At 67.9% G+C, this 16,494-nt stretch carries 15 protein-coding genes; 6 read left to right on the top strand and 9 right to left on the bottom strand.

What is annotated here, in order from left to right:
• Nucleotides 1-686: 686 nt before the first annotated feature.
• Nucleotides 687-893: a hypothetical protein gene (locus QZ951_RS06225; protein ID WP_292999668.1), complete on the bottom strand. Its 207-nt coding sequence runs from the start codon at nt 891-893 to the stop codon at nt 687-689.
• Nucleotides 894-1,035: 142 nt separating this feature from the next.
• The gene (locus tag QZ951_RS06220) at nt 1,036-1,824 is read right to left on the bottom strand and encodes a PaaX family transcriptional regulator C-terminal domain-containing protein (RefSeq protein WP_292999667.1); all 789 of its coding nucleotides are present in this window, start codon (nt 1,822-1,824) and stop codon (nt 1,036-1,038) included.
• Nucleotides 1,825-1,922: 98 nt separating this feature from the next.
• Between QZ951_RS06220 and QZ951_RS06215 the strand changes: the two genes are divergently transcribed.
• Complete coding sequence (locus QZ951_RS06215) at nt 1,923-2,699, top strand: crotonase/enoyl-CoA hydratase family protein (RefSeq protein WP_292999666.1); 777 nt, start codon at nt 1,923-1,925, stop codon at nt 2,697-2,699.
• A 24-nt stretch (nt 2,700-2,723) separates the two neighbouring features.
• Complete coding sequence (locus QZ951_RS06210; RefSeq protein WP_292999665.1) at nt 2,724-3,683, top strand: fatty acid desaturase family protein; 960 nt, start codon at nt 2,724-2,726, stop codon at nt 3,681-3,683.
• Between the two features lie 42 nt (nt 3,684-3,725).
• On the opposite strand, the gene QZ951_RS06205 is transcribed toward QZ951_RS06210, so the two are convergent.
• A complete protein-coding gene (locus QZ951_RS06205; RefSeq protein WP_292999664.1) occupies nt 3,726-5,321 on the bottom strand; it encodes a choice-of-anchor tandem repeat GloVer-containing protein in 1,596 nt (531 codons plus the stop codon).
• A 222-nt stretch (nt 5,322-5,543) separates the two neighbouring features.
• On the bottom strand, nt 5,544-6,530 hold the full coding sequence (locus QZ951_RS06200; RefSeq protein ID WP_292999663.1) for a helix-turn-helix domain-containing protein: 987 nt from the start codon (nt 6,528-6,530) through the stop codon (nt 5,544-5,546).
• A gap of 160 nt (nt 6,531-6,690) precedes the next feature.
• On the opposite strand from QZ951_RS06200, the gene QZ951_RS06195 reads away from it, so the two are divergent.
• Entirely contained in the window at nt 6,691-7,233 is a 543-nt protein-coding gene (locus QZ951_RS06195) for a hypothetical protein (RefSeq protein WP_292999662.1), read from the top strand.
• A 48-nt stretch (nt 7,234-7,281) separates the two neighbouring features.
• On the opposite strand, the gene QZ951_RS06190 is transcribed toward QZ951_RS06195, so the two are convergent.
• The 3 genes from QZ951_RS06190 to QZ951_RS06180 form a co-directional block, all read right to left on the bottom strand.
• Nucleotides 7,282-8,121, bottom strand: a complete 840-nt coding sequence (locus tag QZ951_RS06190; protein WP_292999661.1) for a TauD/TfdA family dioxygenase — start codon at nt 8,119-8,121, stop codon at nt 7,282-7,284.
• A gap of 68 nt (nt 8,122-8,189) precedes the next feature.
• Complete coding sequence (locus tag QZ951_RS06185) at nt 8,190-8,972, bottom strand: enoyl-CoA hydratase-related protein (protein WP_292999660.1); 783 nt, start codon at nt 8,970-8,972, stop codon at nt 8,190-8,192.
• 67 nt (nt 8,973-9,039) lie between these two features.
• The gene (locus QZ951_RS06180; RefSeq protein WP_292999659.1) at nt 9,040-9,162 is read right to left on the bottom strand and encodes a hypothetical protein; all 123 of its coding nucleotides are present in this window, start codon (nt 9,160-9,162) and stop codon (nt 9,040-9,042) included.
• A gap of 55 nt (nt 9,163-9,217) precedes the next feature.
• Here QZ951_RS06180 and QZ951_RS06175 point away from each other — a divergent pair, with 55 nt between their 5' ends.
• Nucleotides 9,218-9,700 (top strand): YajQ family cyclic di-GMP-binding protein, encoded by a 483-nt coding sequence (locus tag QZ951_RS06175; RefSeq protein WP_292999658.1) that lies wholly within the window; start codon nt 9,218-9,220, stop codon nt 9,698-9,700.
• A gap of 24 nt (nt 9,701-9,724) precedes the next feature.
• On the opposite strand, the gene QZ951_RS06170 is transcribed toward QZ951_RS06175, so the two are convergent.
• Entirely contained in the window at nt 9,725-13,180 is a 3,456-nt protein-coding gene (locus QZ951_RS06170; protein ID WP_292999657.1) for an adenylate/guanylate cyclase domain-containing protein, read from the bottom strand.
• Nucleotides 13,181-13,184: 4 nt separating this feature from the next.
• Nucleotides 13,185-14,351: a hypothetical protein gene (locus tag QZ951_RS06165; protein WP_292999656.1), complete on the bottom strand. Its 1,167-nt coding sequence runs from the start codon at nt 14,349-14,351 to the stop codon at nt 13,185-13,187.
• A 647-nt stretch (nt 14,352-14,998) separates the two neighbouring features.
• Here QZ951_RS06165 and QZ951_RS06160 point away from each other — a divergent pair.
• Nucleotides 14,999-15,262 carry a hypothetical protein gene (locus tag QZ951_RS06160; RefSeq protein WP_292999655.1) on the top strand — a complete coding sequence of 88 codons (264 nt, stop codon included), beginning with the start codon at nt 14,999-15,001 and terminating at the stop codon, nt 15,260-15,262.
• A 56-nt stretch (nt 15,263-15,318) separates the two neighbouring features.
• The gene (locus QZ951_RS06155) at nt 15,319-16,452 is read left to right on the top strand and encodes a hypothetical protein (RefSeq protein ID WP_292999654.1); all 1,134 of its coding nucleotides are present in this window, start codon (nt 15,319-15,321) and stop codon (nt 16,450-16,452) included.
• Nucleotides 16,453-16,494: the final 42 nt, after the last annotated feature.

Raw genomic sequence — 16,494 nt, 5'->3', positions numbered from 1 at the left:
TCGGCAAGCGAACAAGGTCGACGTATCGCGACCCCCGATCCCGTCGAGGCCCTGACAAGAAGTTGTCACGGGCTGCTTCGGAGCAGGAAGTCGTGCCGGCACCGGTGCAGGTTTCAGTCCCGACGCGCGTCACGCACCCCAGTGGCGGACAAGAGGTGGCTTGAATGAGGCCGAGTGGTTGCGCGATGACGGATTGCCCGGATGCCCGGCACGCCATGCCGGCGGCGTCGCATTGCGGATGCGCCGGCCCGTGGCGACCGGATCAAGCCGCGAAGGCTCGGAATTGCGTTGCGAATCCCAGTGATTGGTCCCGCCTGCGCGACCCGCTCGGCGACGAATCCCGCGAAGCGCTGTGCAAATCGCCGGACCCCCGCCGCTTGTTCGCGCACGCGGCCATAGCGGTCCTGATCGGCCCTGATCGGCCCTGATCGGCCCTGATCGCGCGAGTCATTGACGGAAAACGTCAATGTCGGCGCTGATCCCGTGATTTCCGCCATATGCCGTTCGAGCCCTCGGGTACGGCGTTCAACCACCGTTCCAGCGCTGCCGGCGTGACATCCGCGCGCACCCGATCGCGACGAGCTCGCCTATTCATCGATTCAATGGCTTGATGCTGCATTGCCACGAGCGTGGGCACGCCGTGTCCCGGATCGGGTCCATGCAGCGATGGGTCCGGACCTCCGGGGTCAGCCGATCCGGAGAGCCATCGCGTCAACGAATTGGCGTGTTGTCCGCCCCGACGCCGACGTATTTTCGACCGACAGATCGTCCGTCGTCGAAGCGCCGAGACGAGCATCGGAGGCCACCACGGTTGACGCCGTTGCAGACACGACGAGAACGACCTCCGGCGTCGGCTGAAGCTCGCTCGAACGCAGGATCGCGTTGGCGATCATCACTGCGGGGTCTAACACGCGCATTGGCTGAACCACCGATGGACCGTTCCTCGATGTTGCCGGTTCGAGTCGAGCGTCGACATCCGGCATCTGCGCCGGCTCGAAATTCCGCTGACCCGTCAGCGCGCCGCGGGGCGCACGATCACTTCGGCGGCAGCCCGCGCATTCGTCGCCAGATCGCCTGCCCGGTACGGTCGTACGCGCGCACGGCGTCTACGAACTGCCGCCGCGCGTCGACATCGACCATCGGGCTCGGCAGCATCGGGTCGAACACCACCTGCCGGATCGCGTGGCGACCCATCAGCAGCGATTCGTGTGCGGCCTGCGCCAGCGGCATCGCGTCGACCTGCGTGGTCCACGCCTCCAGCTCGCGCGCCAGTTCGCGATAGGCGCGATTCAGCGCCGCGCCGTCCCACAGACCGGCGAGCCGTGCACGGCGCGCCGGATCGAAGTGATCGGCGACGAACACCGCCGCATCCGGCTCCAGCCCGAGCTTGATCAGACGCTCGCGCACGGCCTCGACGCCGCCTTCGAGATTGTCCGGCCGCAGCAGCAGGCCGGGGTCCAGTTCCCGGAAGCCGAGCATGTTCAACGCCCGCTGCCGCACGCGCAGCCGCTGGCGATCGCTGCGGCCGAGCGGCGCGCTGTGCACCGCGATCCAGGCGCCCGACCACGGCCGCGTGCGGGCGTCGGCCGTGCGCCAGGTCGCGACTTCGCCTGCCAGCTCGTGGGCCGCGCCACGCAGCCGGTAGACGCCGCGGTCGCTCGCTTCGATCAGGCCGTCGGCGACCAGCCGCAGCAGGGTCACGCGGACGCTGCTTTCGCCGATGTCGAACAGCGCCGCCGCCTGCACGGCATCGCGCGCGGACAGTGGCTCGCCCTCGTTGGCCAGCAGCATGTCGAGGATCAGGGACTTGGCGGTGAATTTCATCCGGAGGTCGGCATCGCGGGGTCGGCGACGGCGTCACGATCGATTGCGGAACGCGATCATTACCGATATTGTTGGTTCATGCACTATTTTGTAATGACATGACCGATACCGTCCTGATCGACCGCCGACCGCCGCTCGTGATCATCACGATCAACCGGCCGGACGTGCGCAACTGCGTCGACCGGCCGACCGCGGAAGCCCTGTCCGCCGCCTTTCGCGCGTTCGATGCCGATCCCGACCTGCCCGTCGCCATCCTGACCGGCGCGGGCGGCCATTTCTGCGCCGGTGCCGACCTGAAGGCGGTGAAGTCTGGCGATCCGGCGCGCGCCAATCGTGTTGCACCGGATGGCGACGGGCCGATGGGCCCGACGCGGCTGCAGCTGTCGAAGCCGGTGATCGCCGCCGTCTCCGGCTACGCCGTCGCTGGCGGTCTGGAACTGGCGGCCTGGTGCGACCTGCGCGTGGTGGACGAATCCGCCGTATTCGGTGTCTTCTGCCGGCGCTTCGGCGTGCCGCTGATCGATGGCGGCACCGTGCGCCTGCCGCGCCTGATCGGCGCAAGCCGTGCGCTGGACCTGATCCTGACCGGCCGCCCGGTACCGGCAGCGGAAGCGCTGGCGATGGGCCTTGCCAATCGCGTGGTGCCGACCGGCTTGGCGTTGGCGGCAGCCGAGGCGCTGGCGCTTGAAATCGCGGCCTTCCCGCAGCAATGCCTGCGCAATGACCGGCTCAGCGCGCTGGCGCAATGGTCGCTGCCCGAGGCCGCCGCCATCGCCCATGAATTGGCGCATGGCCTCGCCACGCTGGGTTCCGGCGAAACCCAGCACGGCGCGGCGCGCTTCGCGGCCGGCAGCGGCCGTCACGGCCAGTTCTGAATTCCTTTCCGAGTCGAAACCATCATGAGCACTTACGTCCTCGATCCTGCAGTCCGCGAACAGCTGAAGGCCCGCTCCAACTGGCAGGGCTGGCTGGCCTTGGCGAAGGACTACGGCCTGATGGTGCTGGCATTCGCGATCAGCGCGCTGTGGCCGAGTCCGCTGACCTGGCTGCTATCGATCCTGCTGCTGTGCGGCGTGCATGTCGGCCTCGCGATCCTGACGCACGAGGCGGCGCATCGCTCCCTGTTCGCGAACACGCGGCTGAACGAGTGGATCGGCCAGTACCTGTGTGCGCTGCCGAACTTCAACCACATGACGATGTACCGGACGTATCACATGGCGCATCACCGCCATGCCGGCACGGCGGAAGATCCGGACCTGGTGATGGTCGAGCGCTATCCGATCGCCCGCGCAAGCCTGCGGCGCAAGCTGCTGCGCGATCTGACCGGGCAATCCGGCATCCGCTTCCTGATCGGCACGGTCGGCATGACGGCGGGCTACTGGAAGTTCCAGCAGAACGGCATCGTCGAGAAGCTCGAATATCCTACGCCGCAGCGCTTCGCCGACTACGCCGCGCGCTTCATCGCCAACGGTGGCGGCTGGTCGATCGCGTGGCAGTTCGCGATCGGCGGTGTGCTGGCCGCGTTCGGTCACGGCGAGCTGTACCTGCTGTGGGCGCTGGCCTACCTGATCCCGTTCCCGTTCTTCATGCGCATCCGCGTGCTGGCGGATCACGGCGCCGTGCACGACCTGCACAGCCGCAACCCGCTCGAGCATGCGCGCTCGACACAGGCCAACTGGATCGAGAAGCTGCTGCTCGCGCCGCACAACGAGCACTACCACCTCGAACATCATCTGATGCCGTCGGCCCCGCACTGGAACCTGCCGAAGCTGCACGCGATCCTCGTGCGCGACGGCGTCATTCCTGCGGCGAATCAGGCCACCAGCATGCTCGATGTGCTGCGCCGCGTGACGCACTGACGCCGCGCCACGAGGCCTGCGGCCACCGCGTCGGTCGAGACCTCAGGGCTGCTGTCGCCCGCACAGCAACCGCGTCAGCAGCGGTGCCGGCGTGCGGATGGTCACGGTGGCCGTCGGCACCGGGCCGAGCAGCGCCGTCGCCGTGGGTGCCAGCGTCAGTTCGATCGTGCGCTCGCACTGCAGCAGCGCCGGTGCCGTCACCGTGACCGTGATGTTCGCCGTGGTCTGGCCCGGCGCGAACGTCACCGAGCCTGACGGCGACACGCGATAGCGCGAGGCGGGCTCGCTACCGCCAACGGTCACCGGCACGGTCACCGTGCTGGTCGGCGCATACGACAAGGTCACGCCGACGGTCGTCACCGAATCGCCGCGCAGATTGGCCGGCGGCGTGTCCAAGGCTGCGCTGGCGAAGCTGACCGTCGGCGCCGGCGTGAACGGCCTGAGCCGATAGACCGAACCCATGCCGGCCTGACCGCCGGCGAAGCTGGTGCCGACGAGATCGCCCGTGCGCGATTCGAGCACGCCGGCGTACGGATTGGCAGCCAGCGGCGTGCCGCGGAAGGCGTACAGGCGGCGGAAGTCGCTGCCATCGTTCGCCAGCGAATAGACCACGCCATTGCCGCTGCCGCCGGAGAACGTCGTGCCGTACCAGCGGCCACTTGCGGCACGCGACAGGCCGCCGAACAGCAGGCCGCCGTTGGCGTCGCCGCTGAAGCCGCGCAGCACGCTCAGGCTGCCATTCGGGGCAAGGCGGAACACCGTGCCGCCACGGTTGAAGTCACTCGCAGCCGGGCCCGCGTAGGCGGTGGTGCCGAACAGGCCGCCATCGCTCCCGAACAGCAGCCCGCCGGACGGCCCGCTGCCGCCGCCGGTGGCGGTGAAGGTGTGCAGCACGCTGAACTGTCCGGCCTTGGTCACGCGGAAGACGGTGCCGGCATTGTCGACACCGCCTTCGGTCAGGGCCGCGCCGTACAGCGCGCCATCCGGCCCCTCGACCAGCCCCGCATACACACCCGAGCCATCGACGCCGCCGCGCAGGCGATACAGGTTGGTGACGACACCGGCCGGCGTCATCCGGAAGACGCTGCCGCTGGTGCTGATGCTGCCGCAGCAGAACGTCGTGCCGTAGAAATTGCCATCGCTCGCGAGCATCAGCGAACTGGCGGGGGCTGCGCCATCGGCATCGCCGAACGAATGCAGGTTGGCGAAGCCGCTGCCGTCGGCCGCGATCCGGAACACCGTGCCCAGACCCACCGCACCGCCCGCGCCGGTGGTGCCGTAATAGGCACCGTCCGGGCCGCGCACGAGGCCGGCGTTCGGGTTCGCGCCATCGCTGCCCGCGAATTCGTGCAGCACGGTGTGGCGGCCGTCCGCATCGATGCGGAACACGGTGCCGAAATTCCCGGACGTGCCGCCGCTGCTCGTGGTTCCGAGCACGGCTCCGTCGTCGGTCTCGACCAGTTCGCCGGTCGGCCGTGCGCCATCGAATCCGCTGAACGAATGCAGCACGGTTTCCGCGTAATCCACCGGCAAAGGTGCCGCGCCGACGCAGGTGCTGACGAGGCCGATGATGGTGCCGATGCCGATGGCGCGCAGACAACGTCCGGCCCGCTGAAGCCGGCTGGTGAAATGGCTCATCCCTGTGCTCCCCAGAAGTGTGAAAGGCAGTGACGCGATGAGATGCGGTGCCGTCGGTTGCGACGTGCCCGATCCTGTCGATCATCGGTTTTCAAGCTTGTTCAGCGCGATTGGCCGATGACGTGCGCCGACCATAGCCGGCACGTGCAGGCCTCGCAAACTGCCGTGACTGTCAGTCGCAACCTGCCGAATGACGCGGCAATCAGCCGTGTCCGAAAGCCGTCAGTTGCCCTTGAAACTCTGCCGCCACTGCAGCGGCGAAACCCCGAACGCCGCACGAAAATGCTGGCGCAATGAAGTCGCGGAACCGAGCCCTGCAAGCATCGCGATGCGGTCGATCGAATGCTCGGTGGTTTCGAGCAGTTGCTGGCTCAGCGCCAGCCGCTGACCCAGCAGCCACTGGCCGAACGGTTCGCCGGTCAGTTGCCGGAAGCGCCGGGTGAACGTGCGCCGGCTCATCAGAGCGCGCGTCGCCAGCGCATCGAGGCTGTGCGGCTGATCCAGACTCGATCGCACGCTGTCGATCAACTCGGCCAGGCGCGAATCACGCGCGGTGGACGGCAGCGGCTGGGCGATGAACTGCGCCTGTCCGCCCTGCCGATGCGGGGGCACCACCAGACGACGTGCCACGGTATTCGCGCAATCGCTGCCATGTCGCGCCCGCAGCAGATGCAGGCAACAGTCGATGCCGGCGGCCGTTCCGGCCGAAGTCACGAGGTCGCCGTCGTCGACGTACAGCACATCGGCATCGAGCTCGACCTGCGGGAAGCGTTGCGCGAAGTCGCGGGCAAAGCCCCAGTGCGTGGTCGCGCGACGTCCGCCGAGCAAGCCGGCCTCGGCCAGCACGAAGGCACCGAGACACAGGCCGACGATCTGCGCGCCACGCCGATGCGCCGCCACCAGCGCATCGAGAAGCGCCTGCGGCGGCCGTTCCGCCGGATCGCGCCAGCTCGGCACGATGACGACATCGGCGCGGCGCAGAACGCCCAGGCCGTGTCGCACTTGCACGGCAAAGCCCGCGGTCGTCATCAGCGCGCCGGGCTCGACCGCGCAGACCTTCAGATCGAACCGCGGCACGCCCGGATGCGCGTCGCCGAACACGACGCAGGGCACCGACAGATGGAACGGGCTGATCTGCTCGAAGGCGATGACGGCCACGACCGGTGCGCGCACCGGCGCGGGCGATTCGATCGATGCGGAACGGGGCATGGCAGGGCTCGCGTTGCGGGCCTGCCCGTTGGCAGGCGACTTGGCCCGATCCTAGCGAAATTTGGCAATCGGGCCACTGCAGGTCGCGCGCGGCAGTCCCGATAATCACGATGCCGCCACCACGCTCGTCCCGACCCGCACTCACCGAGACCCGATCACCATGACCGCTCCCGAACCGCTGGCCCTGCTCGATGAACTGCTGCGCATCTGGCAGCCCCAGATCGGCGACGCCTACACGGCTTACCGCAATCACTGCCAGCGGATGGCCGCGTTCACCCTGGCGCTGATGCCGTCACCGACCGATGACGACCGGAAGAAGGTGGCCATCGCGGCGTGCTTCCACGACCTCGGCATCTGGTCCGACGGCACGATCGACTATCTGCCGCCGTCGTCGCGCCGCGCGCGCGACTACCTGCAGGCCAATGGCCTCGATGCCTGGATCGTCGAGATCGAGCTGATGATCGACGAACACCACAAGCTGCGCACGTTCAAGGACGCAACGTACCCGCTGGTCGAAGCATTCCGAAAGGCGGATCTGGTGGACCTGTCGTTCGGTGCGATCGCGTTCGGCCTCCCGTCGGCGCAGGTCAAGGCGATCCGCACCGCTTTGCCGAACAGCGGCTTCCACAAGTTCCTGATGGGCCTCGCCGGCCGCTGGTTCAGGCAGCATCCGCTAAGCCCGCCGCCATTCCTGAAGTGGTGAGCAAGCCACGGATGCCTGACGGCGACGCGTCAAGCGGCCGGGGATGACTCAGGCGGCTGCAATCGTGGTCCGATGCAGCAGTCGGTGGTGTCCGGCATAGCCACCGGTTGCGGCATGCAGCAGCGAGCGGTTGTCCCACATCACCAGCATGTTCGGCTGCCAGCGATGGCGATAGACGAACGCAGGCTTCGATTGCCACTGGTACAGCTCGAACAGCAGCGGCATCGCTTCGGCGTCGTCCATGCCGTCGATGCCGATGATGTAGCCCAGACAGCTGAACAGCCCCTCGCGGCCGGTTTCCGGATGGCGCTGGATCAGCGGATGGCGCTGCACGTTTTCGGCGTCCTTCGACGGCCGGATCACCATCGAGCGGCCCTTGCGGTCGTTGGCCCCGTACAGACCATCCGGCGCGTAGGCCTTCTTTGCCGAATGCAGTGCGATGCGGCCTTCGATCCTGGCCCGCAGCGGCTTCGGCATCGCCTCCAGCGCAGCGTGCTGGTTCGCGAACAGGGTATCGCCGCCAACCGGCGGTATGACCAGCCCGTACAGGCAGGTGCCGGCAGGCGGCCGCGGCTGGAAGCTCCAGTCGCTGTGCCAGGCCTCGGCGAACAGCGAGGTCGTTTCATCGGCGCGCCGTTCGACCGCGATGATGTGCTTCCGGCCGGCAATCGGCGCGATGAACGGATCATCGCCGAACGCGCCGAAATACTGCGTGTAGCGCTCCAGCGCATCGTCGTCGAGCCGCTGATCCGGAAAGGCCAGCACGTGATGTTCAAGCCAGGCCGAGCGCAGCGCCGCGATGGTGGCGGCATCGAGCGGCTGCGACAGATCGACGCCGCGGACTTCGGCACCACAGGCTTGACCGGACGGCGTGATGCTCAGATTCATGGCAGAAGGATTTCCGAACGCGAGCAGATGATCGCTGCGGTCAAGCATGCACCGGCCGGCAGCCGTCGTCAGCCCGGCTTGCGCGTGCGCCGCGCGAGGAAGGCCTGCACGGCAGCGCTGAACGCCGGCTCGCGGCCCAGCGCGGTCTGGCCGGCGGCTTCGAGTTCCAGCTGCGCCGCGAAATCCTGATGCAGGCTGTCGTCGAGGGCCCTTCGCGTGGCCCGCAGTGCCGCCGGCGAGCGGGTGGCGAGCTTCGCGGCGATCTCGCCCGCCTTGGTCATCAGTTCGGCATCGTCGACCACCGCCCAGATCAGGCCCCAGGCCGCTGCCGTTGCCGCCGGAATCGGCTCGCCGAGCAGCGCCATGCCGCGCGACCGGGCGCGCCCGACGAGGCGCGGCATCATCCATGTGGCGCCCATGTCCGGCATCAGGCCGATGTCGACGAAGGTCTGCCGGAATGCCGCCGACTGCGCAGCGATGACGATGTCCCCACTCAGCGCCAGCGAGCAGCCCCCGCCGGCCGCGATGCCGTTGACCGCGATGACCACCGGAATCGGCAGCTCGCGGATCATCTGCACCAGCACGCCGTAGTGGCTGCGCATCGGCGCGCCGAGGTCGATCTCGTCCAGTTTCAGATCATCGCGCCGGGCCGAACCAAGATCGGCACCGGAACAGAACGCACGGCCACTGCCGGTCAGCACCAGCGCCGCAGCATCGTCAGCGAGCGCCCGACGAATGCCATCGATCAGCGCAGCGACGGTCGCGACGTCGAGGCTGTTCAGCGTGTCCGGACGGTTGATCGTCAGGGTCGCGATGCGGGCATCGACGGTGTAGAGAACGGTATCGGCCATGGCTTGCGGTGCGGTTCAGTCGGTCGGTCCGACAGTGTCCGACTTTCGCGCAGCGCAAGCCACGCCGTCAGATGGCGGCGCCGGTGCACGCGGAAATGGCGAGCGTCATCGTGGCCATCGCCGACTGCGCGGGACGCTCGGCCGCTGCGTGGCCGCAGGCGCCGCTCGCCACGCCGCGCGAGGCACGCATTTCCCGGTCCAAACGCGGCAGAATCGCGCCACCCGAATCCGCAACAGGAACTCCCATGCCCTCCTTCGACGCCGTTTCCGAAGTCGACAAGCACGAACTGACCAATGCCGTCGATCAGGCCAGCCGCGATCTCGGCAACCGCTACGACCTGCGCGGCACCGACGCCCGGTTCGAGCTGGAAGACAACGTCATCACGCAGTACGCGCCGACCGAGCACCAGCTCGACCAACTGCTGGAAATGCTGAAGATCCGCCTTGCCGGCCGCCACATCGACCTGCGCGCGGTCGAGGTCGGCGATGTGCTGACCAACCTCGCCGGCTCGCGCCGCGCGATCACCATCAAGCAGGGGCTGGAACAGGCACAGGCGAAGAAGATCATCGCCAAGATCAAGGAAGCCAAACTCAAGGTCGACTGCCAGATCAACGGCGAGAAGCTGCGCGTGAACTCGAAGAAGCGCGACGATCTGCAACTGACCATCGCGTTCCTGAAGAAGGCCGACCTCGAGGTGCCGCTGCAGTTCGAGAACTTCCGCGACTAGGACCGTCGCGGACGTTCGACAGCGTCAGCCCAGCACCGCCGCCAGACGCGCGGCATGGCCGCTGGCATTGACCGCACGGTAGCCCGCGAGCGCTTCGCGCCGTCCGGCCAGCGCGGCTGCGGCATCGCCGAGGCGGGCGGACTGGTCGGCCAGCGCTTCGACGATCTGCGGTTCGAGCGCGGCGGCGCCAATCTCGCGAGCCAGCGCCAGTGCCTGCTCGAAGGCCTGTCGCGCCGTGGCTTCACGTGCGGCGTCCGGCCTGGCGCCGGCTTCGGCAATCTCGCAACGCCCGACGCACAGCAGCGCACACGCTTCGAAATAGCGTGCCCCGCGCTCGCGGCTGCAGGCCACGGCTTCGTCGGCCGCGACCCGTGCTTCGGCATGTCGGCCGACGCCGCGCAGTGCATCGGCGAGGTATGACAGGCAGCGCGCTTCAACCTCCAGATGTGCCCGACGCGCGCGCAGGTGGGCCAGGCAGTCGGTCGCGGCCAGCACGGCTTCGTCGTAACGCTGCTGCATCAGCAGCGCGACCACCCACGCCCGCTTCGCGACGCCCCGCGTGAAATCGCTGGCGACCTGCTCGGCCCGCTCGATCGCGGCCGATGACAGCGCCACCGAATGCAGGACGGCGGGATCGTCGGGCGGCAGGCCGCGCGGCAGTTCCGATTCCGACTGATTGGCCTGATTCCACAGCAGTTCCTCGATGATCCCGGCTGCCGGCAGCATCACCAGCGCCCGGGCGTAGATCGCGCGCGCCTCGTCGAGCAGGCCGAGGCTGGTGTACAGCAGGCCCAGGCAGTTCTGCATCGCGCCGAGCACGCTGTAGCCCATTGCCAGACCGAAGCGTGGATCGTCGTTGCACATCGCGTGGCTCTGCTCGGCAAAGACCCGGCCCTCGCGCGGCCGGCCGCTGATGTACAGCGCATACGAGTACTGGCCGATGATCGTGCCGCTGACTTCCGGCGCCGCATCCCGGCACTGCCCGGCCAGCGTTTCGATGGCGTGGGTCCACGCGCGAATGTCGCCCGCCATCATGCCGCTCGCTGCCGCGCGGCCGGCGCGGATCATCAGCGCCAGTTCCTTCATGCCGAAAGCTTCGGCCAGTTCGCGCGCCTCGTTGCACAGCACTTCGAGTTCGCCGTCGGTCATGCTGAAGCGCCACGCGCCGCCGACGATCAGCTCGACCAGACACTGCAGCCGCAGTTGCTGACGCGGCGGGCTGGCGGCGAGCGGCGCGGTCAGCTCCAGCGCCTTGCGGATGTATTCCAGCTGCTGGATACGGTTGCCGCTGCGGATGTGCACGGCCGCTTCGCCGTACGCGAGCGCTGCCTTCAGCGCCTCGCCGGCCTGCTGCCAGTGCCAGGCGCGCAGGCTGGCCATCTCGCCCAGACGCGTCGCGTACAGGCTTTCGATCCCCTGCGCGACCATCATGTGGGTCAGGCGGCGCTTGTCGCGGAGCTGCGAGTTGATCGCCACCTCCTGCGTCAGCGCGTGCTTGAAGCTCAGCCGCACCTCGTTGCCTTCACGGGTCTCGAACACGAACTCGCCGTCGCGCAGGCGATCGATCAGGCCGTCGAAGATGTCGGTCGACAGATCCATCACATGCCGGACCAGCGCCGGCGCGAACTCGCGGCCGATGACTGCAGCGATCTGCAGGACCGATTTCTCCGCGTCCGGCAGGCGATCGATACGCGACGCGAGGATCGACTGCACCGAGGCCGGGATGCGCAGCGCAGTGAGCGGCTGCCGCAACTCGATGCGCGCCGGCGCCATGACCAGATCGCCCGACTCGCGCAGCGACTGCACGATTTCCTCGCAGAAGAACGGATTGCCGCCGCTGCGACGGAAGATGTCTTCGGCCAGGCCGGCCGTGGTCGGGTCGTTGCCGATCAGGTCGGTCAGCATCGCGCCGACCGCTTCCGGACCCAATGGCGACAGCGACATCTGCTCGTAGTACGGCTTCTTCATCCACTCCGCGTGATAGCCCGGGCGGAAGTTCAGCAGCAGCAGCCGGTTGCTGCCGGCCTGCGCTTCGACCCATTCCTCGAGGAAGCGCTCGCTGGCGGGGTCCATCCAGTGCAGGTCCTCGAAGCAGGTGATCACCGAGCCCGACATCGGATCGGCACCCTGAATCAGGCGCCGCAGCAGCTCGAACAGGCGACGCTGCTTGGCATCCGGATCGATCTGCACCGGCGGCAGTGCCGGATCGGCCACGCCGAGCAGTTCGCAGACCAGCGGCGCGTAGTCGATGAACTCGGCGCCGAGGCGCATCAGCCTGCCAGTGATCTTGTCGCGGGCGCTGACCGGGTCTTCGTGCTCGTCGATGCCGTAGTGACTGCGAAACACCTGCAGCATCGGCAGGTACGGAATGTTGGCGCCGTGCGACACGGCGCGGCCGAGATGCACGGTCATGCCGCGCGCACGGCAGGACGCGATGAACTCGTGGAACAGCCGGCTCTTGCCGGTGCCGGCTTCGGCGACGACACCGAGCACGATGCCCTCGCCCGCCCGCGCGCGCGCCAGCGCGCTTTCGAGCACCGCAAGTTCCGGATCGCGACCGACGAAGCGGGTCAGCCCGCGCGAACGGGAATTGTCGAAGCGATTGGCGCTGGTCCGCGCCGATACCAGCTCGAACACCTCGATCGGTTCGACCACGCCCTTGAGCGTCGGGCTGCCGATCGAGCGCACCTCGCACATGCCGCGCACCTGACGATGGCAGTGCTCGGACATCAGGATGCGGTCGCCGCTGGCGAGCGCTTCCAGCCGCGCGGCGATCACCACGACATGACCCTGCGCGGTGTAGTCCATGCGCAGGTCGTCGCCGATGGTGCCGACCACCACTTCACCGGAGTTGAGGCCGACGCGGATGCTGAAGCGTAGCCCGTATTCGGCTTCGAGCCGGGCATCGAGCGTCGCCGTGGCATCACGCAGGCGCAGCGCGGCCATGCACGCGCGATAGGCGTGATCCTCATGCGCCACCGGCGCGCCGAACAGCGCGATGGCGCCATCGCCGGTGAACTGGTTGACCGTGCCTTCGAGCTGATGCACGGCTTCGGTCAGGCCGGCGAAGAAGGCGTTCATCGTCTCGTGCCAGATCTCGGGCCCGAGACGCTCGGCCAGCGCGGTCGAGTTCGCGGTATCGCAGAACAGCACGGTGACCTGCTTGCGTTCGCCTTCGATGACCGAGCGCATCGACAGGATCTTGTCGGCGAGAAAGCGCGGCGTGTACGTGGCCATGCGTCCTGCGGCCGGAGCGGACGTGGCCGCCGTCGCAGCCGGCTTGCGCCAGACCAGCACGATGCCGTTCTCGTCATCGGCGACGCGGCGCGCGTGGATCAGCTCGTCCTTGACATCGTCGATGTCGTCGTTGGTCAGCCCGAAGCGGCGCTTCAGGCCGCGATACGAGATGCGCTGCTCGGCTTCCAGCGCAGCGGTCACACGGGCCAGCAGCGCGGTGAATTCGTCGGTCGAGGTGCTCATGCCGTCAATACTGGATGCTGCTGGCGAGTTCGTGGAGGCGCGCGTACTGGTCAAGATTGACACCTTCGTCCGCCAGCCGCTGCTCGGTGACGCGCAGCGCCTGCTTGAAGCGCTCGGCGGCCGCGCGCAGTGCCGGCGTCTCGAAGTGGTATTGCGCGTCGAGCAGGTGGGTGACGATGAGGGGCCGGAAGAACATCTCGAAGGCCAGGGTCGACTTGAACAGATCCCAGCCGTGCAGCACATCCTTGCGCGCGAACGCCGGAATGGCGCGCGATGACGGCGGCGGAATCCGGATGCGGAAGTCGGTGCGATGCGGCCCGAGCTTGTAATACGAGTTGTGCTCGAGCCCGTGGGCAATGGCGACGTCCCAGATGTAGGTCGTCAACGCCAGCACCAGGTTCGGGTACGGATCACCATCGCCGCCTGGCGCGAGGATCACATGCTCGTCCGGAAACCCGGGCAGCACCTGCGCGATGTAGTGCGCCCAGCGCTGGATGTAGTAGCGCTCTTCCTCGCCCTGTCGCGTGTCTCCGAGCGCTGCGATGTGCGCCACCACCTCCCGGACATAGCCGCGAACGGTGTCGTAGTACTCGGCCAGGAAGCGGCCGTAGTCGGACGGGATGTCCGGCGCGGCCGTCGGATAGGTCCACGGCTTGTAGTTCGGTCCCGGCTCGTTCGACGGCGCGTACTTCGACAGCGGATTCGGATAGCCGATGTACCCGGTCGGCACCAGTTGCCGGATGTTGGTGCCATTGCAGACGTAGGGCGCGTAGAACTCGCCGTGCCGTTCGCTGACGATCGAACTGCCGCCTTCGAGCACCGCGTGGTCGACCGCCAGATGCAGTTCCAGATGCGGCTCGAGCAGCTTGAACAGCGTGTGCGCTGTCGGAATCGCGCTGACCGTGATCGCGTTGACCGTGTCGTACGGGAAATGCGTCGCTGGGTGCCCGGACAGCGAGGTCATGTGCGCAGCCCCCTGGATCGCGTAGTACTTGGCGAGCGTCCAGGCGTGACCATCGGCCGGCGTCATCACCAGATGCTGCCAGCGATCATCCTGCAGATGGCCGATCGAGATCGCCAGCAGTTCGTACGCCTTGCCGGCGGCCACGCGACCGAACAGCACGACCGTCGGCGCGACATGCATGCCCGGGTACGGATCGAGATCCTGCATGGTCGTGAAATCGGAAATCAGATAGTCCCGTTTCGGATCGCAGGCCGAGGTGTTGCTCGAAGTTGCTGCCCGCCAGTTGCGCGGCCGTGCGCCGCCGCAGGTATTTCGCATAGCAGGTCGTGGTCAGCATCCACGCGCATTCGGCGTCGGTCGCGTGATCGATGCGGTTGTGGATGAACCAGTTGTAGAGCGCCAGCGGCAGCTTGGTCAGCATCGCCTTGAAATAGTTGATGCGCACCGTCCAGTTCCAGTGCCTCTGCTCGGCCTTGGGCAGATGCATGACCTCGGCCGCCATGTACATCGGCTGGTCGGCAGCCGGCTGCGGCCATGGGCCCGTGCGGCCGTAGCGGAAGGCGCTGCGCGGCAGTGGAAAAGCACGCTGCTTGAACGACGAGACGGTTGACATGGTTCCCCCGAACCGGTGTGCGGACACATTCGTATGGCGCTGGATCGACAAGCTGCCGCCGTCATCATGTCGGAATTTCAGGCCCCCGATACGGCGTTTCTCATGACATTTTCGCGCGCGTGGCAGCGGCGTGAGACTTTGTTCGGAAGGGTCGTGGCCGGCCGTGCGCCATCACCGCGCGGGTGGCTTCACGGCGTGCCCTGCGCGTACCAAGCAACGCTCGGCGCTTGATGAGCGATACATGAATTTCTTCATGAACGCCTTCATGAAGACTCGCGTTTCATCGTCTGGAATGGCGATGACCAGACCGCGCGGCGGCCTGGCGGCAACGACGGAACAGGGGCTTGACGCCTCGTGCCGACCGCGTGGCACGAGGATGCTGCAGCGTGCTTTCGACCGGCTGTCCGGCATGGATTCTGAAGCCGTTCCACCCACCGCGGATTCCTGTCCTTCCATCGGCGATCTGTGGATTCAGAGGTCGCCATCGGTAGGTTTCGCGGCGTGACGCACCACCGCGGTGCGCTCGTCGCATGTCTTCACCTACAGGATCCGGGAGTTCCCATGTTCAACAAGACCCGCTGTGCCCTCGTCTTCGCCACCGTGCTCGCCGCTGGCTGCGGCGGCAGCGGCGGCCCGAGCCCCTCGCCGGCCGGCACCGGTCCGACGCCGCAGTCGTCGCCGACCGTCGTCGGCCCGCTCGACACCGTCCAGGCCGCCGTCACCACCAGCGTGATCTCGCCGCTGGTCACCGCCACGGCCAACACGCCGCTGCAGGGCGTACTGCTGTGCGGCAACTCGGTGGTCACGCAGAACGTACTCGACATCGCCGATGCCTTTGCCAACGGCCTCGCGTCGCCGACGCAGCTGATCGTCACCACGCCGGCGCAGGCACAGGCGGCGCTGGCCGCGCTGCTGAGCAACCTGTCCGGCCTGCTGACGACCCTGAACAACGGCGCGCTGGCCTGCCTCGGCACCAGCGGCGGTGTCGCGACCGTGCCGACCAGCAACCCGCTGGCCGGCACGCCGCTGGCCCCAATCGGTGCCGCGCTGCTGCCGCCGCTGACCTCCGCCGCGCAGCAGCTCACCGCCAGTCTCAACGGCAGCGCGCCACCGATCACCGCGGTGCAGCTCGCCACGATCCTGTCGACGCTGAGCACGGCGTTCAATCAGGCGCTGGCCCAGTTGCCGAGCAACGTCACCGGCGCGCCCGTCGTCGGCGGCACGCTGGTGACGGTCGGCAACGCGCTGACCAACCTGAGCGCGCTCGCCAACGCGGCGGTTGCCGGTGCCTCGCCGACGACCCTCGCGGCCGGCTTCCAGGCGCTGGCCCAGAGCGTGCTGACCGACGTCCTGACCCGCGTGCTGCCGGTCGGCGTGCTGCAGAACACTGCCGGCGGCACCGCGATCGCCAATCTCGTGCAGACGATCCAGAGCGCGGTGGCCACGCTGACGGCCAGCCTCGGCACCAGCCCGACCGTGCCGCTTCCGGCCAATCCGCTCGGTGGCACCGGCTTCTCGGCGATCAGCGGTCTCGTCACGCAGCTGGTGGCGGCCCTGCCGACCGGCCTCGCCGGCACCGCCGGCCAGTCGCCGCTGACGGCCGCCATCGGCGCGCTGCAGAGCTTGCTGAATGCGCTGCTGGCGCCGCTGACCGGCGGCAACGGCTGCATCCTGCGCTTCCTCGGTCTGTGCTGATCGACCGCGGGGATCGACCCTGAGCGGGCGATCCCCATCCGT

The organism is Nevskia sp., assembly GCF_021732705.1.
Classification (GTDB): Bacteria; Pseudomonadota; Gammaproteobacteria; order Nevskiales; family Nevskiaceae; genus Nevskia.
The sequence above is the reverse complement of the archived record's forward strand: the minus strand, read 5'-3'. Positions and strand labels throughout refer to the sequence as shown.